The sequence below is a fragment of the Caballeronia hypogeia genome, assembly GCF_001544875.2.
In the GTDB taxonomy this organism is placed as follows: Bacteria; Pseudomonadota; Gammaproteobacteria; order Burkholderiales; family Burkholderiaceae; genus Caballeronia; species Caballeronia hypogeia.
In genome coordinates this window covers 42,479-67,657 of sequence record NZ_FCOA02000022.1, presented here as the reverse complement: position 1 = coordinate 67,657, position 25,179 = coordinate 42,479, and the positions used below count along the sequence as shown (strand labels likewise).

Here is a 25,179-nt window from a genome sequence, read left to right as displayed (position 1 = left end):
CGTTCGCGCGCGTCGTGCGGATTTCGAGGCGGTCCGATCGATTCGGGCAGCGTCGAACCGTGCGCGGCCATTCCGCCACGTTGCGATTATTTCGAGTCACACAACGTGGTCAACGACAATTTCAAACGGTGTCGCGTGCGCGCCGTTCTGGCCTTTTTTACGGCGTGCGCAATTCTTCTCACATGCGTGCCGCGCGCGGCGCTCGCGGCGGACAACGAAATATCCGGCGCATTCGACCGCCTGAGTCTCGACGTGCCGGAAACGCGCACCGTCACGCTGCGCCAGCTCGGTCTGCTCGAAAGCGTGACGATGAACGCGCCCGACACGCGCCGCGAGTTCTTCCTGCCGGTTCCCGCCGGCATCCCGATCAGCGACGCGACGCTGCAATTCGACGGCGGTTACGTGCGCGGCGACGGCGGCCGGGTGACCATGCTGCTGTCGCTCGACGGCTCGCCGGTCGCCGCGCGCGCGTTCACGCAGGACGCGGGCGGCGTGTCGGTGAATCTGGGCGTCGATGGCGCGCCGCGTAGCGCGGGCTTCGTGCGGCTGGGGCTCGGCTTCGCCTCCGTCATTAGCCAGACCGAGTGCACGGACCAGACCGCGATCGCCAACGTCCTGCGCGTCGATCCGACCACACGGCTCACGTTCCGCTTCAATCCCGCCGATGTGCACGACCTGCGCACCGCATGGAGCGCGCTGCCGTACGCGCCGGTGCTCGGCATTTCCGGCCGCAAGCTGACGACGAGCGCCTTCGATACCGCCTGGCGCACCGACGCCCTCCTGCAGCGCGACGGCAAGCGGCCCGTCATGCAGGCGCTGCCGTCCGTGGGCGATACGGTCGATCTGACGGGCATCGACGTGCCCGCCGCGTTGCATGCGGTTCCGGCCTTCGCCGCGCTGACGGCGGGCGGCAAGCACGCGATCAAGGACGACGCGGAAGTCGGCGCGCTGATCGCGCTGGGCGCGCGCGGCGCGTTCGAACCGGACGTGATCGTCGCCGACGACGCGATGCGCAAGACGCTCAACGGCGCGCTCGATGCGCTGCGCGCGCAGATCGCGAACACATCGGCGGATGCGGCTGCGGCTTTCGATGCATGGCGCAAGCGCACCGCGTCCCAATTGACCGCGCCGCTCGCGCCGGGCGAAGTGCGCGTGGCGCACGTGGGCGGGCGCGCGGCGATCGTCGTCGGCGATACGCGCGGCATCGGCGCGCTGGCGCACGGCTGGCGGCCCATCGACGTGTCGAACCGCGTGGTCGTGCATCGCATCGACGTGGCGCAGCCAACGCGCGCCGACAACATCGCGCTGTCCGATCTCGGCGGCGAGCCGCGCAGCATCGACGTGCAGACGGCCGCTTCCTGGGACGCGCGCTTCGATCTCGCGGCGGCCTCGGGCAACGGGCGCCTGCCGGAACAGGTGGTGCTCGATCTCGCCGCTTCGCCGACGCTTTCCAACGGCGGCGCGACCGCCACGGTCTATTTCAACGACGTGATGATCGGCGCGAAGCTCATCAACGTGGATGGCGCCCGCCAGCGTCTCATCGCGCCGATTCCACGCTACGCGCTCGCGCGCACCAACGATCTGCGCGTGACCTTCCGGCGCCAGCCCGACGCGGGTTGCCAGGCGCGCCAGACCTACCCGGTCGCCGTGTTGCCGACGAGTCATCTGCGGCTCGCCAAGGCCACGCCCGAGAACACCTTCGCGGGCATGGCGGCGCGCTATGCGTCGTCGGCGACGGTCTACGTGCCGCGCGCCTATCTGGATGACGCCATCGACAGCGTGCCGCGTCTGGCCGTGCTGACCGGCGCGGCGGGTATCGCGCCGGTGTCCGCGAAGTTCGCGGTCGGCACGGCACAGGGCGCGACGCCCGACGGCCCGTTCCTCGCCGCCGACGTGAAACTCGCCGACGAAAAGAATCCCGCCGTGTATTCGGCCGAGCGCCTTTCGCTGACATCGCCTTCGGGCGACACGCTGCTGGACATGTCGGGCCTCTCGCGCGTGGCGGTGCTGAGCGTCGCGAGCGCGGGCGGGCAGAGCGGAATCGTGTACCGGTCGGCGGGCGCGGCGCCGGTGCTCACCGACAAGCTGCAGCTCTCGCGCGGCAATATCGCCGTGGTCGATGGCAGCGGCGTCCTCAAGCAGTTCGACACGGTGAACCCCGACGACCTGATCGATGAGCCCGCGAGCAGCACCGACTGGGTTACGCGTCACTGGGCGCGCTGGGGCATTCCGGCGGTGCTGGTCGCGCTGCTGCTCGCGCTGATCGCGCTGGCGGGCGCCGCGCGCAGGAAACATCGCAACGGCCGCGCCATGGACGACGAGGACGGCGCGTGATGCTCGACACGCTCAGGTGGTACGGCGGAATCCTGCTCGCCGATTACTACCAGGGACTCGAATACGTGGCCGCGACGGTCGCGGCGATCATCCTGCTTTCGAGCCTGGACGATCTCTTCATCGACATCTGGTACTGGACGCGCCGGGTATGGCGGCGCGTCACGATCGAGCGGCGATACGCGCCGCTGACCGTCGAGCAGCTTTACGCGCGCGACGAGCAGCCGATCGCGATCATGGTGCCCGCGTGGCACGAACACGACGTGATCGCCGCGATGATCGAGGATCTCGTGCGCGTTCTCGACTACCGCGCGTACACGGTGTTCGTCGGCACCTATCAGAACGACGCGGCGACGATCGCCGAAGTCGAGCGCATGCGGCATCGCTACAAGCATCTGCATCGCGTGGAAGTGCCGCACGACGGCCCGACCTGCAAGGCCGACTGCCTCAACTGGCTCGTGCAGGCGATCCTGCATTACGAGTTCGAGGCGGGTATCGAGTTCGCGGGCATCGTCATGCATGACAGCGAGGACGTGCTGCATCCGGTCGAGCTCAAGTTCTTCAACTATCTTCTGCCGCGCAAGGACATGATCCAGTTGCCGGTGGCGTCGCTGGAGCGGCACTGGTTCGAGCTGGTCGCGGGCACCTATATGGACGAGTTCGCCGAATGGCACGCGAAGGATCTCGTCGTGCGCGAAAGTCTGGCGGGCGCGGTGCCCTCGGCGGGCGTGGGCACGTGCTTTTCGCGCCGCGCGATGCTCGCGCTCGTCGCGCAGACGGAAAGCCAGCCGTTCAACACCGAAAGCCTGACCGAGGATTACGACATCGGCACGCGCATCACGCGGCTCGGCATGCAGTCGATCTTTCCGCTGTTTCCCGTCGAATTCACGACACGCCGCAAGGGCTGGTTCGGCCTCGGTCCCGAACGCGAAATCAGGATGACGATGCCGCTGTGCGTGCGCGAATTCTTCCCCGACACGTTTCGCACCGCGTACCGGCAGCGGGCGCGCTGGACGCTCGGCATCGGCTTGCAGGGCTGGGCGCTGACGGGCTGGAGCGGGTCGCTTGCGAACCGCTATCTGCTGATGCGCGATCGAAAAGGCGTGGTCACCGCGTTCGTCGGCATGCTCGCGTATCTGCTCGCGGTGCAGTTCATGCTGTTCGCCACCGCCTCGTGGCTGGGCGTCGCGACGCAGTTCTTTCCCTCGCCGTTCATCGATTCGCCGTGGCTCGGCGCGCTGCTCGCGGCGAACTCGGTCGCGCTCGTGCTGCGCGTCGTGCAACGCATCATCTTCACGACGCGGCTCTACGGCTGGGAGCACGGCGTGCTCGCGGTGCCGCGCATGGTGATCAGCAACGTCATCAACTTCATGGCGGTGGCGCGTGCGTGGCGGCTCTTCATCGTGCATGTGGTGACGGGGCGGCGGCTCGCGTGGGACAAGACCATGCACGATTTCCCCAGCAGCGACGGCCTGCGCGACACGCGCCAGGAACTCGGCGAACTGCTCGTGTCCTGGCAGGCGATCGATCCCGAACGGCTCGACGAAGCGCGCCGCACCGAACACGCGCGCGAGGCGCCGATCGGCCGGGTGCTGGTCACGCGCGGCTGGCTCGACGAGGAGACGCTTGCCGAGGCGATCGCGTTCCAGGCCGACTTGCCGCGCGGGCGCTTCGAGCCGGCGCGCATGAGCTTGCAGAGCGTCGTGACCCCGGACACGCTGGTGCGCCTGCGCGTGCTGCCGCAGGGCAGCGATGCGAACGGCCACGCGGTGTTTGCCTGCGCGAGCCTGCTCGACGACGCGTCGCTCGCGGAACTGCGTGCGGCGGCGCGTCATACGGTCGCGCTGCATATCGTGCGCGAGAGCGAGATCGCAGCGGGCCTGCGGATGCTGCGCGCGGTCGGCATGCCGGTCCATACGGGCGATGACGGCGGCGACGACGAATCGCCATCGCTCGTGGATGTGTCCGCTTCGCGCGGCGTGCCCTTGCTCGGCGACATCATGATCGAGATGGGGCTCGTCACGCGAAGTGCGTTCGAGACGGCGTTGCAGGACTATCGGCCGGAGCGGCACGGCCGCATCGGCGATTACATGGTGGCGGAGCAGGTCATCACGCCGGGTGCATTGACCGTCGCGATTGCCGAGCAACGCCGCCGCTATCTCGCGCGGGCCGGGATTCGATGACGGGGCGGCTTCGCATCGCGATCTGCACCGCCGCCGCGCTGTGGGCGTCAGGCGCCGCCCGCGCGGATGAAACCTTGCCGCTGCCCTTGAGCGGCGCGGCGTATCGCGTCGCGCGCGAGGCGTTCGCGGCTTACGACCAGCATCGTTATGCCGATGCCATCGCCGGCGCGCGCGAGGCGATCCGCCAGCGCCCGGACGTCGTCGATCTGCGTCTGCTGCTCGCGAATTCGCTCGCGGCGCGCGGGCGTCTGAAGGACGCGAGCCGCGTGCTTGCCGAAGCGATCGCGCAGTTCGGGCCGTTGCCGTCGCTCACGGCGCGGCGCAGGCAGATCGACGTGCTGATCGCGTCGGGCGGCGCGGGCGGCGTGCCGGGCGATTTGCCGGAACCCGCTCTGAAGGCCGCGCGCGCGGCCTATCGCGCTTATGGGAAGAAGGATTACGCGGCGGCGGCGGCGGCAAGCCGCGAAGCCGTGCGCCTCGCGCCGCAGGCGGAGCGCTTGCGCTATCTGCTGATCGACTCGCTCGCCGCATCCGGCGACGATGCCGCGGCGTGGGACGCCGCCGTCGATGCATCGAAGCGCTTCGGCGATGGCGAGGGCCTGCGCGAGCGGCGGCGCTTCATCGGCGACCGGCTGGCGCCGGCGGAATCGAAAGCGGCGTACGCGGCGCGCGAGCGCGGCGACCTCGACGACGCGCAACGGCTCGCGCAAAAGGCGGTCGTGTACGCGCCGGAGCGCATGGAGTTCCGCATGCAGCTCATCGAGACGATGTTCGCGCGCGGCGATCTCGCGGGCGTGGAAGCGGCGGCGAACGACGCCATCGCGGTCGACCGGAACGATGCGCTCGTCTGGACGATGCGCGGCTATGCGCGCGCGGCGCAGGGCAGGGACGCGGACTTCGCGCAGGCGCTCGCGCTCGCCGCGTCTGCGAATGCGAGCGACGCGCGCAAATACCGCGACGCCCGCGTGGCGCGCACGATCGTCGCGGATGTGCGGCTCGCTGCGGGCGAGCCGCAAGCCGCGCTCGATGCGCTGCCGCCCGTCGACACGTCCACGCCCGACGACGCCGATGCCGCGATCATCCTGCGCCGCCATCGCGCGGAGAAAATGTTGCGCATGAACGCGACGCGGACGGCGCAAGTCGATCCGCACGCGCGCCCGACCTTCGAATGCCGCGCGGATGAGTTCGGCGCATCGTGCGATGTCTACGCGCACGATCCCGCGCTCGCCGCGACTCGCGAGGCGCGTCTTGCGCAACGGCGCGGCGATCGCGACGCGGCCATCGGTTACTGGCGCACGGCGATCGCGGAAGTGCCCGACGATCCGCAGCCGCGCATCGCGCTGATCGACGCGCTCGCGGCAGCGGGCCGCACCCGCGAGGCTACGGCGGAGGCACGCGCCGTCATCGACGCGGATCTGCTCGATTCGATGAGCGACCTGCAGGCCGCGTTCATCGCCCAGCGCGCCGGCGACAGCGCGCTCGCGCTCGACCACTTCGCGCGCGCCGAGCGCGACGGCAAGCTGCCCGCCTCCGCCGAAGCCGACGCGGGTTACGCCGCGCTGGCGATGCATCGCAACGACGAGGGCGTGAAGTATCTGGAACGCGCGATCGATCGCAGCGCGCACGCTTCCGCCGACGAGGCGCTCACGCCGCAAGCATTGAACGACGCCCGCGCCGCGCACGCCGAAGCGACGCGCGACTGGGGTTTCAGCGCGACCGTGAACTATCGCGGCAACGGCGCGCAACAGGGTTTCGCGTTCGCGCCGGCGCCGGGCTTGTCGAACAACTGGCAGGCTGGCGTGGAGGCGTACTGGCGTCCGTTCGGCAGTCTGGGCGACCGCATGTTCGAGGTCTACGCGCGCGGTTACGAGAACTTCGGCGTGAAGGGCGGCGGGCCGTCGGGCCTGTCGACCTTGCAGGCGGCGATCGGCGCGCGCGCGAAGCCGTTCGCATCGGTCAATGCGATCTTCGCGTTCGAAAAGATCCTGCCGATCGGCTCGGACGTGCGTTCCGACTGGCTCGCGCGCGCCGCCTATTCCACCGGCTTCGGCGACACCCGCCGCCTCGACGTGCCGAGCTGGTGGACCGGCACGGTGTACGGCGAGGCCGGGCATTACATCGTCAACGACTCGACCTACGCGACCGCGAACGCGCGTCTGGGCCGCACGTATCGCGTCGATGCCGTGAGCCCGCGTCTGACGGTGTTTCCGCATGCGGTGATCGGCATGGACTACGATTCCGCGATCGATCGCAGCGTGCCCGTGGGCATCGGCGCGGGCGTGGCGGCGCGCTGGTGGTTTCGCGGCGGGCCGTACGACGCGCCGCGCTCGTTCGTCGATATGTCGGTGCAGTACCGTTTCCGGCTGGCCGGCGACGATCGCGCGCGTGGTGTGTTCTTCGGCGCGGTATTCTCGTACTGATGCGACCGTCTTCCTTTCTCTCTGTTCTCGTCCTGACGCTCGGCCTCGCGCTCGCGCCTGCACTGGCGCATGCGGAGAACGCGCGTACGCGCCTCGTCGACGGCGTGGTCTGGCAGCCGGACAACGCGCACGTCGATCCGCGCGGCGACTGGGACCGGCTCGGCGCGCACGAGCTGATCGTGCAATGGACGGCCGTGGACGGCATCTCGTTTCTGCCCGGCGCGGGTCTGCGCGCGGCGCCGCGCCTGCCGGACTGGGAGCGCATCGGACAGGAGCCGTGGGCGCGAGATGTGATCGTCGGGCTGGCGGGGCGTTTCGACGAAGCGGCGGCGCGCGCGAACGCGGCGCAGTTGTTCATCGAATCGATGTGGCTCGCGGATGTCCGTCCGCCGGTGCATGTGACGGGCTACTACTTTCCCGTCGAAATCGATCCGACCTGGCAGAACGCGAGCGCGCTGCGCACGATGCTCGATGCGCTACCGAAGCCGTTGTGGATCAGCGTGTACGACCGCGCGAACGTGGGCGGCGCGGCGCTCGCGGAATGGCTCGACGGGTGGCTTCCGCGCAATGTCGGCGTGCTCTTGCAGGACGGTTGCGGGGTGTACGCGCGCGAGCCGCGCGTCGCGCGCGAGTACGCGGATCAACTGGCGGCGCGGCTGGGACATCGCCGCGTGCGGATCATCGCGGAGGCGTTCAGGCCGCAAGTGGGCGGCGGATTTCGCCCGGCCACCGTCGCTGAACTGAAACCGCAGATCGATGCCTATCGCGGCTACAAAACCTATCTCTTCGACGGGCCGCATTACGTTTCGCCGGCCCTGGTGCAGGGCCTGGTCGATGCTTATGGCATCGCGCGCAAATAAGGTTCACGGCCCCCCATCGGTCGATGCCGCATTCCACGACGAATCGATAACAAGTTGTCAAATTATCGTGGCGTTCAGGCAGTCGTCGCGCATCTGAAGGCGGGTCCCGGTTAATCTGGCCGCTTACGGCCGCGGTTCGTCACGCGGCCCCTCGTCTTCACGGTCAAGCACTCAGATGAACACCACACAACGCCCTGCAGGCGCGTCCGGCGCGACGCGCGCGTTAGTCATTTCGGCCTGCCTGTTGGGTTGCCTGCTTGCAGGATGCGCGAGCAAACAGGCCGCGCCTGCTTCGGCCGACGAGGCAACGCGCGCGGACGCATCGGCGCGCGTGCTTCCGGGCTTCTATCGCGTCGGCAGCGGCGATACGCTCGCGAGCATCGGCGCCGCGTTCGGCCGCGACGCGGCATCGCTGGCGCGGTGGAACGGGCTGTCGGCAACGGCGGAACTGGAACCCGGCCGGGTGTTGCGCGTGGCGCCGCCGCCGGACGACGGCAAGCCTCCGCGCATCAAGTCACCGCAAGCCGGCGCGAACAACGCGGCCTGCAGCACGAACGGACTCTCGTGGCCGGTGAGCGGCGCCGTTCTGACGGCGTTCGACGGCAAGCATGCTTCGGGCATGACGATCGGCGGCAAGTCGGGAGATGCGGTGAAGGTCGCGAGGAGCGGGCGCGTCGTTTATACGGGGAGCAGTATCAAGGGATATGGCCTGCTCATCATCGTCAAGCATGACGAGAGTTTGCTGACGGCCTACGGCTACAACCAGCGCGTGCTCGTCAAGGAAGGCGACAAGGTCAAACGCGGCCAGGCGATCGCCGAGATGGGCAAGACGCCCAATGGCAAGCCGGCGTTGCTGTTCGAAGTGAGAAAAGATCGCAAACCGGTCGACCCGGCGCCATATCTGAAACGATGTGAGTCGTAGGGCAGCGCGTTTTGTCGAGGCGCCGCCCTCGGCGCTGTTTACTTGATCGATGCCGTCTTCACCGGCCGTGCGGAGTTGGACGGCAACACGGAAGTCAACACATTCGCCGGCACATGCTGAGCTTCTTCCTTAGACACCGCGCCGACGAACTTCCAGCCGGCCGGCATCTTCACGAACGTGAAGCCAGTCGGTTGATCGACGAACACGGAATACGTCGCAGGCGAAGCGGCAGGCTCGCCCGCCGTTGATTGCGCGAACGACACCAGCGGGCTGGCAAGCAACAATGCGGCGGCAAGCGCGGACAAAGTCGATTTCATGACTAGATACTCCTGAAAGGGTTCTCGCGAAGCGCCGCAAACCGCTCGATTCGGCGCGCGAAGATTTATGTAACGATCGATACACATATGTTAACTGCGACGCGCGACAACGTCCAGTTATTTTGTTACGATCGACACATAATTCAGAATTCCGATGCACGCACCAATCGCCGGCACGGAAATTCGCGCGAAAAATGGAGCGAGACATGTCGTCGCAGCAAGATCAGGAGACGCAGCACAAGACGCGTGGCAGGCCGCGCGAGTTCGACCGCGAATCGGCTTTGCGCCGGGCAATGGAAGTGTTCTGGGCCAAGGGCTTCGACACCTGCTCGATGGCAGATCTCGTCGACGCCATGGGCATCAATTCGCCGAGCCTCTACGCGGCGTTCGGCAGCAAGGAAAACCTCTATCGCGAGGCGGTCGAACTGTACACGGACGCGGAAGGCGGCGCGGCGCTCAGGCAATTGCAGACGCACGAATCGGTGCGCGATGGTTTGCGCGCGATGTTTCGCGCGAGCGTCGAACTTTTCACCGGTGCGGCGCATCCGCGTGGCTGCATGATCTTCCTCGGTGGCATGTCGGTGGGTGCGGAGCACGCGGAACTGCGCGCGGAGATGCACAAGCGCCGGCGCAAGGTGGCGTCGATCGTCGCCGCGCGGCTGGCGCAAGGCGTCGAGAACGGCGAACTCGACGCACGCACCGACGTGCAGGCGCTCGCCGCGCTGTGCATGACGCTGTTCGCGGGTCTGTCGATCCAGGCGCAGGACGGCGTGCGTCGCGCGGCATTGTTCGCGGCCATCGACCAGTTCATCTCGACCTTGCCGATGCGCGCGAAACGCTGACGGCTGCGCGCGCCGTTTTGCGAAACGATCGAACCGGTACGACATCAGGACAGAAACAAACTGTGCTTGTGCTTGCTAGCACGCCGGACAGCGGGACAAAATTCCCTGCTTCAGCGCGCGCAATCACGGAGCATAGCCATGACAACCCACGTCATCAGTTTTTTCGCCGACGATGCCGCTCGCGCGTCGTTCGAGAATCATCGCCGCTATTGCGCGCGCCATTCCTACGCGCACGACTATGTCGACGCCAGCGCGGTCAACTGGCCGCATCTGCGCACGCTGCTGAAATACCAGGTGCTGTTGCGAACGCTGCGCGACCGCGCCGATGGCGATCTCGTGCTGCTGCTGACCGAAGATTGCCTGCTCCTGCGCGACGTACCCTGCGAGACGCTCATGCTCGACGAGACGCGCGACTGGATCGTCCAGTGGGACGGAGCCGGCGAGTCGCGCTATGTCATGGCGGCTTTCCAACTGTGGCGCAACACGCCGGCCGCGCGCGAGCGCGTGCAGCGCATTTGCAGCGGCACGAAGTTCGGCGGCGCGCTCGCCAGCGAATCGGACCTGCTGCAAGCGCTCGAGCCGCTCGAGTTCAACGCGATGATCGAAGGCTATTTTCCTGTCGTGCTCGCCGCCGTGCACGTGGACCCGGTGTGGGCGCAATGGCCCGCGTTCGCGCTCGCGCTCGCCGATATTCCGGCGGCCCCGAAGAATCACCCGGTTTTCGCGGATCTGCGCGATCTGTTCGCGGAGCACGTCAACGAATGCCAAGCGAGAGGGCGGCCCTATGTCACGCTGCCGTCACCGGGTGACGACACGGCCGCGCCGGATTACGAAGCGTCGAACCGGATTTCGCCCATCGCGCTCGCCATGCTCTACACGCCGAACATCCGCGAGTACGGTGAAGTCGCCGCGCGCAATTTGCGACGCTATTGCGATCGGCACGGCTACGCGCTCCATCTGTATCGCGACGTGCCATCCGAAGCGGGTAAGGGCGCGAGCGGCAACTGGCTGAAACCGTGGGTGCTGCGCCGTCATCTGGCAGACCACGAATGGGTCTTCTGGATCGATGCGGACGTGCTCGTCGTCGATCAGGGGCGGCCGCTCGAACCGCTGCTCGAGGATCGTCAGCGCGTGATCGCAAGCGACATCAGCTGGCAGTTCAACTCGGGCATCATGGGCTTTCGCAACACGCAGGAGAACTTCGACCTTCTCGCGGAAATCGAGCAGACGATCGGAGGCGTCGCGGACAAGTCGTCCACCTACGCGAGCGGCGGCGATCAGGACGTGTTCATCAAGGTGCTGCAGCGCCACGGCATGGCCGACGATCGCGATCTGCTCGACTGCACGACGCTCAACACGCCGTACCAGCTTCAGACGCGCGACAGCTTCATGGTGCATTACATGCACATGTGGCCTTCGCTGCGCGCGCTCGTCATGCACCATGGCGACGCCGCGAGCCAGATGCGAGGCGCACGCCGCCCCTGATCCGCGTGCTCCGGCGCACGGCTCGCCACACTTCTTGACTTTCTAATCCATTACGCGCGAGCATGAGTTCTTCGCGCGTTTGCCGCGCGGCCATCGTTTTGTACGTAGTCCATACATACACTTGTCATCGATGGTGACGCGTCCGTTCACACCTCGGCAGCACATTCGTCTCTGCACGGCGAGCGATGGCGTACGCATTGCCTCGGCGACATGCGGATCGGGGCCGCCCGTCATCAAGGTGGCGAACTGGCTCAGTCATCTGGATCTGGATTTCACGAGCCCGGTCTGGAGTCATCTGATGATCGAGCTGTGCAGCCGGCACACGCTGATCCGCTACGATCAGCGCGGCTGCGGCCTCTCCGACCGCGAAGTCGCGGATATTTCGTTCGACGCCTGGCTGCGCGATCTCGAAACGGTAGTCGACGCCAGCGGCCTCGAACGCTTCCCGCTGCTCGGCATCTCGCAGGGCGCATCGATCGCCATTGCCTACGCGGTCGCCCATCCGGAGCGCGTCACGCATCTCGTCCTGCACGGCGGCTATGCGCGCGGACGGCTCAAGCGCTCCTGCGATCCCGCGCTGCGCGAGGAGGCCGAAATGCTCGTGAAGCTCGCGGAGCTCGGCTGGGGCCAGCATAATCCGGCGTTCCGGCAGTTTTTCACGACGCAGTTCATTCCCGGCGGCACGCCCGCGCAGCATCACTGGTTCAACGAGCTGGAACGCCTGACGACCACGCCGGGCAACGCCGCGCGCATCATGCGCGTGTTTAACGAAATCGACGTAGTGGAGCTGCTGCCGCGCGTGCAATGCCCGACGCTGGTGCTGCACGCGAGCGGCGACGCGCGCGTGCCTTTCGACGAAAGTCGCCTGCTCGCCGGACAGATTCCCGGCGCGCGCTTCGTGCCGCTCGAAAGCGAAAACCATCTCGTGCTCGAAACCGACGCCGCGTGGCAGCGCTGGCGCGAGGAAGTGCATGCGTTCCTGCCATCGGCGGCCGTGATCGATCCCGCGTTTTCCGCACTGACGCCGCGCGAGCGCGATATCGTCGAACTACTCGCGGGCGGACGCGACAACGCGCAGATCGCTGCGCGCCTCGCGCTGAGCGAAAAGACCGTGCGCAATCACATCACCAGCATCTTTGCGAAGCTCGAAGTCGAGAGCCGCGCGCAGGCCATTGTGCTCGCGCGCCGCGCGGGCTTCGACGCACCGGCTGCTTAACACAGGCACCAGCCGTCACCGGGACAAGAGTCCCCCTGCTTTGCCGCCAAAACGCCGCGTCCCGGGGCCGATCCGGGACATGCGCCTCATGTGCGCCGGTGCGCGGATCGCGAGAATGGCTCGCAGAACGGTGAAGCGACGCAAGACCCTGTGCTGATCTGTTCGATACGAGAGCGCCATCCTTAAGGCGCTTATTTCATAGCAGTCGTCGATACAGAGTCATCCGGAGTCCGTATATGAATGCCGTTCAAGCCGAAACCCGCCAGTCGGGCACGCAACAACGCTACGCGAAGTGCATCGAAGTGTCGCGCCGCATCCGCTGGGACATCGACCGCGACGTACTGCGCGGCCGCCAGTTCGATCCCGCGCACAAGTTCATGCCCGACGGCCTGAGCGAAGCGCATCGCCTGCCGTTTCTCGATGCGCGCGAACGCCGCCTGATGTCGCAGGTTCAAGGCCGTACCTACGCCAACATGTTCGGCATGATCGAGCGCTTCATCGGCGCGAAGATGCTGGAAGTCGGCCGCGATCACGCGCTCGGCGATCAGATCGCGCTCGAGGCGATCGTCCGCTTCACCGACGAGGAGCTGAAGCATCAGGAGTTGTTTCGCCGCGTCGAGGCGCTCGCGGCCGAGGCGCTGCCGCCCGGCTACCGCTTCGTTCCACAGGCGGATGAAGTCGCGGCGTTCGTGCTCGGCAAGTCGACGTGGTCGATTCTCGCGCTGACGTGCTGCATCGAGATCGTCACTCAGGTGCATTACCGGCAGAGCATGGAAAGCGATGCCAGCCTGTCGCCGCTCTTCAAGGACATCTTCCTGTTTCACTGGAAGGAGGAGTCGCAGCACGCGATTCTCGACGAGCTCGAATGGCTGCGCGAGGACGCGCGTATCGACGACGCGGCGCGCGACGCGGCGATCGGCGACCTGATCGATCTGGTCGCGGCCATCGACGGCATGATGCAGGCGCAGGCCGCCGCCGACGCGCATTACTTCGTCTCGCTGCTCGACCGTGCGCTGTCTATCGACGAGGAGGCGCGCGTACACGCGGGTCTGCTCGATGCGTATCGCTGGCAGTACATCGTGTCGGGAGTCGATGAGCCGCGTTTCATCGATGTCCTGACGAGCATGATCAGCGAGGCGCAAGGTGAACATATCGGTGCGGCGCTGGCGCCGTTGCGTCGCCGCGCGCTGGCGAGCGCCGCGGATACGCTCGTCTGACGATTTGTTTTCGTTCCCCAACGAAGGCCGGACGCTTTGCGCCGGCCTTCTTCATTGTCGAAAGGAAAATGTAATAAATACGCTTTGCTGCTCTGCAAAACGCTGAATTGCCATGGAAATCTAGTTGTTACCGGTGTACTGAAGCCGATTTTTTTCGGGCAACATACGTATCATCAGCTAATAGCATCGATAAAACTTTTCGAACGAGCAGGCATCGACCGAGACAATCGGCCAATCGCCAATGATCGAATCCGGAGTTGCCGCTCGCGCAGTTTGCCGTCCCGAACCAAAAAACCAGACTGGACCACCATGCTTGCCGAACCGTTGCCGCAAACGTCCGACATCGAGAAATTCGCCGAAGATCACGAGCGCTTCGCGCGGCTCATTCCCTCCGAGATTGCCCTTTGCCTGCGCCATCTCGTGCAGCGCCGCGACATGCTGACGGTGACGAGCGCGCGAGGCCAGATCGTCACGCAGTTGCTGGAAGTCGATGTCCGGGAGAAGCGCATTGTGTTCGACTGGGGCGGCGTCGAGTCGGACAATCGCGCGCTGCTCGAAGCGCGGCAACTGTATTTCAAGGGCGCGCCCGATGGCGTGCGTGTGGAGTTCACGACCGCCGCCGCGCATGCGGTGACCTACGAAGGGCGGCAGGCTTTAGAAGTCGGGCTTCCGGAGAAGCTTTACCAGTTCCAGCGCCGCGAGTATTTCCGCGTGCCGACGCCGATCCTCGAACCGTTTTACGCGAAGGGCGCGTTCGCCGATGGCGAAGCGTTCCGCTACGAAGTACACGACCTGTCGCTCGGCGGCATTGCGCTGCGCATGGACTCGCCGCGTCTCGCGGAAACGGAGATCGGCACGGTGTTCAACGATGTCGTCCTGCATCTCGGCGCGGGCGTGAGCTTGCCCGTCGATCTGGAACTCGTCTCGCCGCGCACCGTGCAAACGCCGCGCGGCGACGTGCGTTATGTGGTCGGTTTTCGTTTCCTGCAACTGTCGGGCGCGGCGGAGAACGTGCTTCAGCGGCTCATCACGCGCATGGAAGCGAAGCGGCGCAGCCTCTCGGCGTAACGCGACTCGGACCCTGGCATGCGTGGAGTAGAATGCGTGCCTCCTTCCACTGCACGGCGACGCATGTTTCGCAAGGCCTGGCGCGGAGAAGAACGCTTCTGGAAAGTCTGGTGGCTGCTGGGTGTGCCGATCCACGTCGCATGGTGGATCGTCTATCTCGACCTCTGGACGAGCGGCGTTGCTCCCGAAACTTTCCTGTTGATGACCGTCTGGTTCTGGCCCGGCATGCTGGGCGTATTCGCCCTTTGCTCGGTGGTCTATCTGCTGTGGTGCACCATCGCGTGGCGCTGCTCGGGCAACGTCGAGCATCGCGTCTGGACGCTCGTCGCGCGGGTGCTGATCGGCGTGGGGCTGGGTTCGTTCGTCACCGAATGCGCGCTGATTCTCACGACGCCGTTTGCCTGATTCCTGAGCAGATCACGCGCACGCGCGTCCACTTGGCGTGCACAATGTCCGGGCTTGCTGAAAGGGTGCAATGCGGCCAACGACGAACGGACAACGACGCGCATGCTCAACGAATTCGCCAAGACGGTGCTCCTGATCGTCGCCGGTTTGTTCCCGATCATCAATCCGCCGGCGACGGCGCTCGTCGTCCTGAGCATGCTGCCGCATATCAGCGACGCCGAGCGCGCGGAGCTCGCGCGACGCATCTCCCTCAACAGTTTCGCGATTCTGCTGGCTTCACTTTCCATCGGTGCATACGTGCTGACGTTCTTCGGCATCTCCATTCCGGTGCTGCGCGTGGCGGGCGGCCTGGTCGTCGCGATGGCGGGATGGGCGCTGCTTCAGGCGCCCGACGCTGACGACGGCGCGGAATCCGTGCCCAAGCCGCGCAGCGGCGCATCGCTGAGAGCCAAGGCGTTCTATCCGCTCACCTTGCCGATCACCGTCGGGCCGGGCGCGATCAGCGTGGCGATCGCACTCGGTACGGGCTCGCCGCGTCACGGGTTGCAACCGGTGCATATCGCAGGCGTGAGCGTCGGCCTGGTGATTCTGTGCGTAAGCATTTATCTGTGCGTGCGCTTCGCCGGACATTTCGAACGTCTGCTCGGCACCAGCGGCACGCAGATCGCAATGCGCTTGTTCGCGTTCGTGATTTTTTGCATCGGCGTGCAGATTCTGTGGCTCGGGGTTTCTGATTTGATCGGCTCGGTGCCGCTCAACATCAAATAGTTATATTCCCCGGAAAAACCCCAAGCGACTCTCCCCGATGACAGCGCTACCATCTTACGCTCGAATGGTAACGCTACCATCAAGGAGACGCTGCTTGACCTCGAATCGCAAGAAGCCGGAAGAACTGCGCAGCCATCGCTGGTATGGCGTGAACGACCTGCGCTCGTTCGGGCATCGCTCGCGCACGGCGCAGATGGGCTATCACTCGTCCGATTACATGGGCAAGCCGGTCATCGCCGTGATCAATACGTGGAGCGAGATCAACTCGTGCCACACGCATTTCAAGCAGCGCGTCGAGGAAGTGAAGCGCGGCATCTGGCAGGCGGGCGGCTTTCCCGTGGAAATGCCCGTGATGACGCTCGCCGAGCCGTTTCAGAAGCCGACGACCATGCTCTATCGCAACTTCCTCGCGATGGAAGTCGAGGAAGTGCTGCGCTCGTATCCGTTCGACGGTTGCGTGCTGATGGGCGGCTGCGACAAGACCACGCCCGGCCTGCTGATGGGCGCGATCAGCATGAATCTGCCGTCGATCTATTTGCCCGCCGGTCCGATGCTGCGCGGCGACTGGAACGGCCGCACGCTCGGCAGCGGCTCGGACACCTGGAAATACTGGGCGGAACTGCGCGCGGGCAAGATCACCGAGGACGAGTGGAAGGGCGTGGAAAGCGGCATCGCGCGCTCGCCGGGACATTGCATGACGATGGGCACCGCGTCGACGATGACGAGCGCCGCCGAAGCGCTCGGCCTGACGCTGCCGGGCTTCGCGTCGATTCCGGCGGTGGACTCGCGGCATGCGCAGTACGCATCGCTGACGGGGCAGCGCATCGTCGAGATGGTGTGGACGGACCTCAAGCCGTCCGACATTCTCACGCCGAAATCCTTCGATAACGCCGTGACCACCGTGCTCGCGCTGTCCGGCTCGACCAACGCGATCGTGCATCTGGTCGCGGTGGCGCGGCGCGCCGGCGTGCCGCTGACGACCGCGCGCTTCGACGAGCTCGCGCGCGTGACGCCGGTGATCGGCAACATTCGCCCGGCCGGCAAGTATCTGATGGAGGACTTCTTTTACGCGGGCGGCCTGCGCGCGCTGCTCGCGGAGCTCGGCGATCTGATCGACGGAACTCAACTAACCGTCAATGGCGCGACGCTCGGCGAGAACATCGCGGGCGCCGAGATTTTCAACGACGACGTGATCCGCCGCCGCGACAATCCGCTGGTGCCGAACGACGGCCTCGCCGTGCTGACCGGCAATCTCGCGCCCGACGGCGCCGTGATCAAGCCCGCCGCGATGGAAGCGCATCTGCTGAAGCATCGCGGACCGGCAGTCGTGTTCAGGGATTACGCCGACATGGCCGCGCGCATCGACGACGAAGCGCTCGAGGTCACCGCCGATTCGGTGATCGTGCTGCAGCACGCGGGTCCGGTGGGCGCGCCGGGCATGCCGGAGTGGGGCCAGTTGCCGATTCCGCAAAAGCTCCTGAAGCAGGGCGTGCGCGACATGGTGCGCATCTCGGATGCGCGCATGAGCGGCACGAGCTATGGCGCGTGCGTGCTGCACGTGGCGCCGGAATCGTTCGTCGGCGGGCCGCTGGCGCTGGTGAAGGATGGCGACATCGTCGAACTGGACGTGCCCGCGCGGCGTCTGCATCTCGAAGTCGGCGACGAAGAGCTCGCCGCGCGACGCGCCGCCTGGACGCCACCGAAGCGTCCGTTCGAGCGCGGCTTTGGCGTCATGCATCAACTGCACGTGACACAGGCGAACAAGGGCTGCGATTTCGATTTCCTCGAAGAGAAAACCGCGACCGGCGGCGAGCCGGAAATTCACTGAGAAGCGCAACATCATGACGACCCAAGACATCGCCATTTCCGACGAAACCATCGAACTGCTGCGCCACGTCAGCACCGCGACGCTCACGACGCAACTCTTCAAGCGCGGCCTGCGCAACGTGTTCCTGCAGGGCGTCGCGCCGCTGGTGAAGCCCGTGAAGGGCGCGCCGAACATGGTCGGACCGGCGTTCACGCTGCGCAATATTCCGGCGCGCGAGGATCTCGATCACGTCGGCGTGTTTCAGGACCCGGATCATCCGCAGCGCAAGGCCGTCGAGACCGCGCCGCCGGGCAGCGTGCTGGTGCAGGATTGCCGCGGTGACCGCAGCGTCGCCTCGACCGGCTCGATTCTCACGACGCGTCTGAAGATGCGCGGCGTCGCGGGCATGGTGTCGGATGGCTGCGTGCGCGATTCCGGCACCATCGGCGATATCGGCCTGCCGCTGTTCTGCGCGGGCGCGAGCGCGCCGCTCAATCTCGCGAAGCATCATGCGGTCGACATGAACGTGCCGATCGCGTGCGGCGGCGTGGCGGTGTATCCGGGCGATATCGTCGTCGGCGATGTCGATGGCGTCGTGATCGTGCCGCGCTACATGGCCGAGGAAGTCGCGCGCGATGCGACCGAGCAGGAGATCATGGAGGAGTTTCTGTCGGCGCGCGTGGAGGGCGGCGCGGTGCTGCGCGGCACGTATCCGCCGAACGAGGAGACGCTGACCGCGTACAAGGAGTGGCGCAAGCAGCGCGGCTGATTTTTCATCGTTGATGAAAAAGCCGCGCGCACGACGCGGCGCAAGGAGATGCTTTGAACACTCTGTCGCAGACCCATACGCCAAGCAATGTCGATGAACAGCGTCTCATCAATCGCCTGGCGTGGCGGTTGATGCCGCTCGTCGGGCTGCTGTATCTGGTGGCGTATATCGACCGGTCGAATATCGGCTTCGCGAAGCTGCAGATGCTCGGCAGTCTGGGCATATCGGAAGTCGCGTATGGATTGGGCGCATCGCTGTTTTTCATCGGCTATCTGATCTTCGAGATTCCGAGCAACGTGATGCTGCACAAGTACGGCGCACCGCGCTGGATTGCGCGGATCATGCTGACGTGGGGCGTCGTGACGATTCTGCTTGCGTTCACGAAGAACGCGACGATGTTCTACGTGCTGCGCTTTTTACTGGGCGCGTCGGAGGCGGGGCTTTATCCGGGAGTGATCTATTACCTGACGCTGTGGTTTCCGCAGCGGCATCGCGTGCGCATGCTGGGGTATTTCACGCTGGGCAGCAGCATCGGCAATATGGTCGGCGCGCCGATCTGCGGCTATCTGCTCGACAAGAACTGGTTCGATTTTCAGGGCTGGCAACTCGTTTTCATCGTGACGGGTGTGCCGTCGGTGTTGCTGACGTTCGTCGTTTTGCTGTGGCTGCCGGCGGCGCCTTCGAAAGCCACGTTTCTCTCAGATGACGAGAAGCGCTGGCTCGACGATACGCTGGAGATCGAGCGCCGTGACGCGCAGAAGGTCGAGAAGAGCGGGTCGCATGTCATGCGGGTGCTGACGGAGCCGCGCGTGATCGGCATGGCGTTGTACTACATGATGCTGTCGATGTCGGTATATGGCGTGAGCTATTGGCTGCCGACGCTCGTGAAGGGCTTCGGCGTGACGAACACGGTCAACGGCTTGCTGAACATCGTGCCGTGGCTGGCGGCTACGCTTGTGCTCGCCTGGTTGCCGGGAAAGCTGCGGCGAGGGAATCGGACGATGGGCGCCATGCTGGCGGCGGCTTTGATCGGCGTCGTGTTCTTTCTTGGCAGCGTGTTTTTGCCGACCAATACATTGCGGTTCATCGCATTGTGTCTGGGTGCGCCCTGCATGTATCTGTTGTTGCCTTGCTTCTGGACCATTCCGCCGAAGTTTCTTACGGGTGCGCGGGCGGCGGCGGGGATTGCCGCCATCAATTCGCTGGGGAATATCGGCGGATTCATCGCGCAGAATCTCGTGCCCTGGGTGAGGCAGGCTAGTGGGTCGGTTAAGGCTCCCATGCTGATTCCTGCTGCATGCTTGTTGATTTTTGCTTTTGTGACGGTGGTTTTGATGCGGAAGGCTTCGAGGGATGTTTGATCGGGATTTCATGGAAGCCGAATAAGATGCGCCTCAAACCCACGACTCCTCCGGCGCCCCCCAAACGCCGCCCCCGTACGGCGGCGAAAACCGTGCGCATAACCGACGTCGCCATCTCGGCGGGCGTCTCGCCAATAACCGTATCCCGCGTGATCAACGCCCCCGAGACGGTGGCGCCCGAAACCCGGGCTCGCGTTCGCCAGGCCGTCGCGCAACTCGGCTACGTGCCGAATCGCCTGGCCGGCGGCTTGTCATCGGCGAAATCCCGCCTGATCGCGGCGATCGTCCCCACCGTCGCGCACTCGCTCTTCTCCGAGACCGTGCAAGTGTTCAGCGACACGATGTCCCGCGCCGGCTATCAAGTGCTGCTCGGCCTGTCCGGCTACAGCGACGAAGACGAAGACCAGCTACTCGACGCGATCCTGAGCCGCCGCCCCGAAGGCGTGTTCCTCACCGGCGTGGCGCATACGCCGACACTCCGGGAACGCCTGCGCAAGATCGGCATTCCGATCGTCGAAACCTGGGACATGAGCGACGATCCCATCGACATGCTCGTCGGCTTCTCGCATTACCGGATCGGCGTGGCCGTGGCCGAACGCTTTCTTGCGCGCGGCTCGCGCCGTCCCGCGCTCGTCTCCGCCGACGACCAGCGCGCGCTCGCACGACGCCGCGGCTTCATCGATACCCTCACGCAGCGCGGCATCGCCGACGTCGCCGAATTGCTGATGCCGCCGCCCAGTTCCGTCGCGCTCGGCAAGCAAGGGCTGCAGCGCATTCTCGAAACCCGCCCGGGCGTCGACGCCATCTTCTGCAGCTCCGACCTGCTCGCGCTCGGCGTCGTGTCCGAGGCGCGGCGGCTCGCCATCGATGTTCCCGGGCGCATCGCGGTATGCGGTTTCGGCGCGCTCGAATTCACCGCCGACACGACGCCCGCGCTGACGACCGTGCGCGTCGACGGCAAACGCATCGGCGCGACGGCGGCGCGCTGTCTCATCGACCGGTTCGGCGGGAACACGGAGAAAACGCTCGTCGACGTCGGCTTCGATCTGGTCGAACGCGAAACGCTTTGAAAAACGCCCTCAGGGCAGCAGATTCCACTTGATGATCGCGCGCACGTCGCGCTCGTAGCCGAGCACGCTCATGGCCGCGGTGTCCATCGCCAGATGCGCGCCCAGCGCGGGCGAGCCGGTCGCCCATTGCGCGCCGAACACGCGCGAGAAATGCGCGTGCGAAAACAGTGCGATGTGCGTCGCGTTCGTCGCGAGCAGCCTGTCGATGAGCGCCTGCGCCCGCGCGCCGACATCGGCCATGTTTTCGCCCTCGGGAATCGGCGAAGTCCATACCGACCAGTCCGGCACGTCCTCGCGAATTTCCGGCGTCGTGCGGCCTTCGTAGATGCCGTAGTTCCACTCGTGCAGTTCCGGTTCGACCTTCGCGCGCGCGCCCAGCCCGGCGAGACGGCAGGTTTCGATCGCGCGGCTTCGCGGACTCGTCAGAACCAGATCGAACGGCTGGGAAGCCAGCACCGGTGCGAGCGCGGTCGCCTGCCTGCGGCCTTCGTCGGTGAGCGGAATGTCCGTCGTGCCGGTGTGCTGGCCCGACTTGCTCCATTCGGTTTCGCCATGCCGGATCAGCCAGATATGGACGCCGCCTTTCATGTTCATGTCGTTCACCCGGTGTCTGATGAAAATCGCTCGCGCCGACGCGCATCGGCATTCTGCGCCGATTGGCCAAAGCGCGTCCTATTCGAGCTCGCCCGTCGCGAACGCCTTCAGCAGATGATGCGCGATGGCGAACGGCTTCGGCGCCGACAGCCCGTCCGCGTGCGTGCCGTCGAGCATGCCGGCGACTTCCGCGCGCGAGAACCAGCGCGCGTCCTCCAGTTCTTTCTCGTCGACGACGATCTCGGTCGTGGCCGCGCGCGCAAAGCAGCCGATCATCAGCGACGACGGAAACGGCCAGGGCTGCGACGCGAAATAGCGCACGTCCGTGCAACGGATGCCCGCTTCTTCCAGCACTTCGCGACACACGGCATGCTCGAACGTTTCGCCCGGCTCGATGAAACCCGCGAGCGCCGAATACATGCCCGGCAGGAATTGCGGCTGACGGCCGAGCAGGCAGCGCTCGCCGTCGGTGACCAGCATGATGACCACCGGATCGACGCGCGGAAAATGCTGCGCCTTGCAGTTCGGGCAGATGCGCCGCCAGCCCGCGCCCGCGGCGTCGGTCGGATGGCCGCAGTTGGCGCAGAAACGGTGCCGGCGGTGCCAGTCGAGCATCGAGCGCGCCTCGCCCAGCGCGCTCACCAGCGGCGGCGGCACGAGGCCTTGCATCGCGATCGGGCGCAGCTCGATGGCTTCGATCGCCGCGGCGGACGTGGCGGAATCGGCCGAATCGCCTTCGAGCGTGCTTCTTACGGCTTCATCGAACGAGAGCGCGAAAAGCGCGCGCGCATCGGCGTCCCGGCCGAGAAACACCGACTGCAAGGGCGCGCCGAGCCGCGCCGCCTCGCGCGCGTCGAACAGCGGATCGTGGCCTGTGGCGCGCTTGAACAGCGGCACGTTGTTCACGAACAGGAGAAAGCGCGTCGCGGCATCGTCGCGCAGGCCGGCGATGAAACCTTCGTCGTCGCGCTTCTCCGACAAGCGGTCGAGCGGATCGAGCGTAAAACCTATGGCATGAGGCGGCGTGGGCATAGTATTTTTCGTGTAGGGCGGCGCACGCGAATGACGCGTGCGGCGGCGTGACGGGAAGATGCAAGGCCAGTCGGGAATCGTAGCGAACTTGGCGCGTCCTTGCAGGGCGAGGCCTGGAGACATCGATGATCACACTGTATTCGTACCCGCCGCTGTTCGGCCTCGAAGACAACAATCCGTTCGGGCTCAAGGTGTTCGCGTTCCTGAGGCTGGCGGGCCTTGGGTTCGAGCATCGGCACGTGCTGGATACGAGCGCGGCGCCGCGCGGCCAGTTGCCGTATCTCGTCGACGGCGACGAAACCATCGGCGACAGCGACGCGATCATCGCGCATCTGACGCGCAAATACGCGCTCACGCTCGATCAGGCGCTCACCGCTTGGCAGCGCGATCTCGATCTGCTGATCCGCCGCACGCTCGACGATCTCTACTGGGTCATGTCGTATTCGCGCTGGCGCGACGACCGCTACTGGCCGCAATTCCGCGACGCGCTGCTGGCCGCGCTTCCGGATGTCGGCGCGGACGTGCTCGAAGGCGCGCGCAAGTACAACTTCGAACGCTATCGCTATCAGGGCATCGGACGATACGAGCCGGACGCGGCCTATGCGCGTGGCATCGCGAATCTTCAGGCGATCGCGAATCTGCTGGGCGATGGCCCGTTCATGTTCGGCGCGGCGCCCGCGAGCATCGACGCCGCCGTGTATGGCTTCGTCGCCAATATCTATTTTTACGACATCGATACGCCGCTCAGGCGTTTCGTCGCGGCACAGGTTAATCTCGTGCAGCATTGCGCCGCGTTGCGCGAGCGCATGGGACAGAGCGCGTCGCCGTGATCACCCGGGCGCGGTTTCCACATTCTTTCGCGCCCGGCTTATGCCCGACGCGCCGCGCGTATCCCCACGGTCATCGCATCCGGGTCGACGGGGGCCTTGAGAATCATAGAATAGGCAGCGCGGGCGCATCCGGAGCGCGCCTTCAAATCTGGCATCTCCTGGACAGCCAGACCATGGGATGCAGGCACCGCTATGTAAAGCCTTCGCGGAGCGTCATCGCGCCCGTGCCGCAAGTCGCGCAATCATCCGCTCAGCCATCGGGCGATCGATGACTTCAAATGAGCGGCTCGTGCGTTCATAGGCGTACATGTCACCGGTTGCGATGTCGAACCACCAACCGCTCAATACGAGCGCCCCGGCATTGACCTGCTGGCGGACAATGGGGTAGGTCATCAGATGCTCGATCTGCACGAGCACATTGAGCTGCGACAGTTGATCATGAGGTTTGAATCTGCCGTCGAGTGGTCCTTCGTGTTCGAGCCGAAACGCCGCGTTGCTGGCGTGGTACAGCCATTTGTCGAGGTTCGGCGTCTTCAGCTTGGCGCTGCGCGTATGCACGGCTTTCATTGCGCCGCATTCGGAATGTCCGCAAACGACAATATTCGCCACTTTCAACACGAGCACCGCGTATTCGATCGCGCTTGCCTCGGAGAGATCGCCGGTGGAGATCCCCTCCGCCGTCGAAGGTGGTATCAGATTGCCGACGTTACGCATGATGAATAAATCGCCCGGATGGGTCGAGGCAAGCAAATCCGGCACAACACGGCTGTCCGAGCACGTGATGAAGAGCGCATCAGGTGCCTGTGCGAGCGCCAGTTTGCTGAACTGCTCCGCGTATTGCGGCAGCATCTTCTCCCGGAATTCGACGATGCCCATGATGAGCTTGCGCATGGCTTGCCTCCGAATGCGTTCGTTATGTGTTGTCTGCTTCGACGAAGCTGAACGCCTCGCGTAGCACGAGGTTTCCGGGTTGTAGAACTACTTTCCTCTACGATATTCCTCTCTGAAAACCGCCACGTAGGCAGAGATCATTGAAATGAACACGCCAAAGAACACGTAGCCTGTCAACGCTTCCGTGGCCGCGACCATTCGGCCGTCGAGCGTGGGCCGGTAATCTCCATATCCGAGGGTCGTGAATGTGACGATACTGAAATACAGGCAGCTCTCCCGGTCGTGGACGACGGTCGATGACACATCGAGGATGCCCAGCTTCATGTAGATATCGCTATACGTCCACACAGCGATGCACAACAAGACGCCCAACGCAGTGAGCTGCACGAGCAGGAACATTCGGCGAGCCGTCACCACGAGCAATGCGGCAAGGGCGAACATTGTCACTGCATCGACGATTGCGTCGGAGCGCGGCGACAAGATGGAGTAAGACAAATGGACCAGGTAATAACCTGCGACTAGAGGTACGAATACCGTTGCGAGGCCGCGCATCGCCCCTCGAAGGTCACTTTCTGAGAATCGGAAATTCACGGCACCTCCTGACGCTCAAGCCCAAGGTGCCGACGGGAGCAACCCCTCAAGAAAGCCGCTGTGTCCGGCGATTTGAAAGGAAGCTCGACGTTCGGCGTGACATCTTTAGAGCGTGCGGCCAGCAGCGATCCTCGTATGTGTCCTTCCAGACATTCCGCAACGGGGTGGTCGCGTCGGCGAACTGGCCATTCAGACGCGAC

At 65.3% G+C, this 25,179-nt stretch carries 22 protein-coding genes; 17 read left to right on the top strand and 5 right to left on the bottom strand.

What is annotated here, in order from left to right:
- Positions 1–105: 105 nt before the first annotated feature.
- From AWB79_RS26415 to AWB79_RS26395, 5 genes are all read left to right on the top strand, one after another.
- Positions 106–2,334 carry a cellulose biosynthesis cyclic di-GMP-binding regulatory protein BcsB gene (locus AWB79_RS26415; protein ID WP_061170399.1) on the top strand — a complete coding sequence of 743 codons (2,229 nt, stop codon included), beginning with the start codon at positions 106–108 and terminating at the stop codon, positions 2,332–2,334.
- Positions 2,334–4,514, top strand: coding sequence for a glycosyl transferase family protein (locus tag AWB79_RS26410; RefSeq protein WP_061170473.1), 2,181 nt, complete (start codon positions 2,334–2,336; stop codon positions 4,512–4,514). Before AWB79_RS26415 ends, AWB79_RS26410 begins: the two co-directional genes overlap by 1 nt.
- Complete coding sequence (locus AWB79_RS26405; RefSeq protein WP_061170398.1) at positions 4,511–6,934, top strand: NfrA family protein; 2,424 nt, start codon at positions 4,511–4,513, stop codon at positions 6,932–6,934. Before AWB79_RS26410 ends, AWB79_RS26405 begins: the two co-directional genes overlap by 4 nt.
- Complete coding sequence (locus tag AWB79_RS26400; RefSeq protein WP_374728566.1) at positions 6,931–7,794, top strand: alpha-amylase family protein; 864 nt, start codon at positions 6,931–6,933, stop codon at positions 7,792–7,794. The genes AWB79_RS26405 and AWB79_RS26400 overlap by 4 nt, the downstream gene beginning before the upstream one ends.
- Before the next feature lie 175 nt (positions 7,795–7,969).
- On the top strand, positions 7,970–8,716 hold the full coding sequence (locus tag AWB79_RS26395) for a peptidoglycan DD-metalloendopeptidase family protein (protein ID WP_061170396.1): 747 nt from the start codon (positions 7,970–7,972) through the stop codon (positions 8,714–8,716).
- 38 nt (positions 8,717–8,754) lie between these two features.
- Here the strand turns inward: AWB79_RS26395 and AWB79_RS26390 are convergent, their stop codons facing one another.
- Positions 8,755–9,033: a hypothetical protein gene (locus tag AWB79_RS26390; RefSeq protein ID WP_061170395.1), complete on the bottom strand. Its 279-nt coding sequence runs from the start codon at positions 9,031–9,033 to the stop codon at positions 8,755–8,757.
- A gap of 206 nt (positions 9,034–9,239) precedes the next feature.
- On the opposite strand from AWB79_RS26390, the gene AWB79_RS26385 reads away from it, so the two are divergent.
- The 11 genes from AWB79_RS26385 to AWB79_RS26335 all read left to right on the top strand — a co-directional run bounded on the left by AWB79_RS26385 (position 9,240) and on the right by AWB79_RS26335 (position 21,041).
- A complete protein-coding gene (locus tag AWB79_RS26385; protein WP_061170394.1) occupies positions 9,240–9,875 on the top strand; it encodes a TetR/AcrR family transcriptional regulator in 636 nt (211 codons plus the stop codon).
- 138 nt (positions 9,876–10,013) lie between these two features.
- A complete protein-coding gene (locus AWB79_RS26380) occupies positions 10,014–11,360 on the top strand; it encodes a glycosyltransferase family protein (RefSeq protein ID WP_061170393.1) in 1,347 nt (448 codons plus the stop codon).
- Between the two features lie 130 nt (positions 11,361–11,490).
- Entirely contained in the window at positions 11,491–12,576 is a 1,086-nt protein-coding gene (locus AWB79_RS26375; protein WP_096031615.1) for an alpha/beta fold hydrolase, read from the top strand.
- Between the two features lie 236 nt (positions 12,577–12,812).
- Positions 12,813–13,793, top strand: coding sequence for a hypothetical protein (locus tag AWB79_RS26370; RefSeq protein WP_061170391.1), 981 nt, complete (start codon positions 12,813–12,815; stop codon positions 13,791–13,793).
- Positions 13,794–14,102: 309 nt separating this feature from the next.
- A complete protein-coding gene (locus AWB79_RS26365) occupies positions 14,103–14,861 on the top strand; it encodes a flagellar brake protein (protein ID WP_061170390.1) in 759 nt (252 codons plus the stop codon).
- Positions 14,862–14,924: 63 nt separating this feature from the next.
- Positions 14,925–15,266 (top strand): hypothetical protein, encoded by a 342-nt coding sequence (locus AWB79_RS26360; RefSeq protein WP_061170389.1) that lies wholly within the window; start codon positions 14,925–14,927, stop codon positions 15,264–15,266.
- A 102-nt stretch (positions 15,267–15,368) separates the two neighbouring features.
- Entirely contained in the window at positions 15,369–16,034 is a 666-nt protein-coding gene (locus tag AWB79_RS26355; protein WP_061170388.1) for a MarC family protein, read from the top strand.
- A 94-nt stretch (positions 16,035–16,128) separates the two neighbouring features.
- Entirely contained in the window at positions 16,129–17,862 is a 1,734-nt protein-coding gene (gene araD / locus AWB79_RS26350) for an L-arabinonate dehydratase (RefSeq protein ID WP_232471025.1), read from the top strand.
- A gap of 13 nt (positions 17,863–17,875) precedes the next feature.
- Positions 17,876–18,610 (top strand): ribonuclease activity regulator RraA, encoded by a 735-nt coding sequence (locus tag AWB79_RS26345; protein WP_061170386.1) that lies wholly within the window; start codon positions 17,876–17,878, stop codon positions 18,608–18,610.
- Positions 18,611–18,741: 131 nt separating this feature from the next.
- Positions 18,742–19,971 carry an MFS transporter gene (locus AWB79_RS26340; RefSeq protein WP_198399105.1) on the top strand — a complete coding sequence of 410 codons (1,230 nt, stop codon included), beginning with the start codon at positions 18,742–18,744 and terminating at the stop codon, positions 19,969–19,971.
- Positions 19,972–19,997: 26 nt separating this feature from the next.
- Positions 19,998–21,041 carry a LacI family DNA-binding transcriptional regulator gene (locus AWB79_RS26335; RefSeq protein ID WP_061170384.1) on the top strand — a complete coding sequence of 348 codons (1,044 nt, stop codon included), beginning with the start codon at positions 19,998–20,000 and terminating at the stop codon, positions 21,039–21,041.
- A 9-nt stretch (positions 21,042–21,050) separates the two neighbouring features.
- On the opposite strand, the gene AWB79_RS26330 is transcribed toward AWB79_RS26335, so the two are convergent.
- Both AWB79_RS26330 and nudC read right to left on the bottom strand, forming a co-directional pair.
- A complete protein-coding gene (locus AWB79_RS26330) occupies positions 21,051–21,635 on the bottom strand; it encodes a histidine phosphatase family protein (RefSeq protein ID WP_061170383.1) in 585 nt (194 codons plus the stop codon).
- Between the two features lie 78 nt (positions 21,636–21,713).
- Positions 21,714–22,667 (bottom strand): NAD(+) diphosphatase, encoded by a 954-nt coding sequence (gene nudC / locus AWB79_RS26325; RefSeq protein ID WP_061170382.1) that lies wholly within the window; start codon positions 22,665–22,667, stop codon positions 21,714–21,716.
- Positions 22,668–22,792: 125 nt separating this feature from the next.
- On the opposite strand from nudC, the gene AWB79_RS26320 reads away from it, so the two are divergent.
- Entirely contained in the window at positions 22,793–23,497 is a 705-nt protein-coding gene (locus tag AWB79_RS26320) for a glutathione S-transferase family protein (protein WP_061170381.1), read from the top strand.
- 213 nt (positions 23,498–23,710) lie between these two features.
- On the opposite strand, the gene AWB79_RS26315 is transcribed toward AWB79_RS26320, so the two are convergent.
- Positions 23,711–24,388 carry a carbonic anhydrase gene (locus AWB79_RS26315; protein WP_061170380.1) on the bottom strand — a complete coding sequence of 226 codons (678 nt, stop codon included), beginning with the start codon at positions 24,386–24,388 and terminating at the stop codon, positions 23,711–23,713.
- Positions 24,389–24,475: 87 nt separating this feature from the next.
- The gene (locus AWB79_RS26310) at positions 24,476–24,979 is read right to left on the bottom strand and encodes a potassium channel family protein (RefSeq protein WP_157695852.1); all 504 of its coding nucleotides are present in this window, start codon (positions 24,977–24,979) and stop codon (positions 24,476–24,478) included.
- Positions 24,980–25,179: the final 200 nt, after the last annotated feature.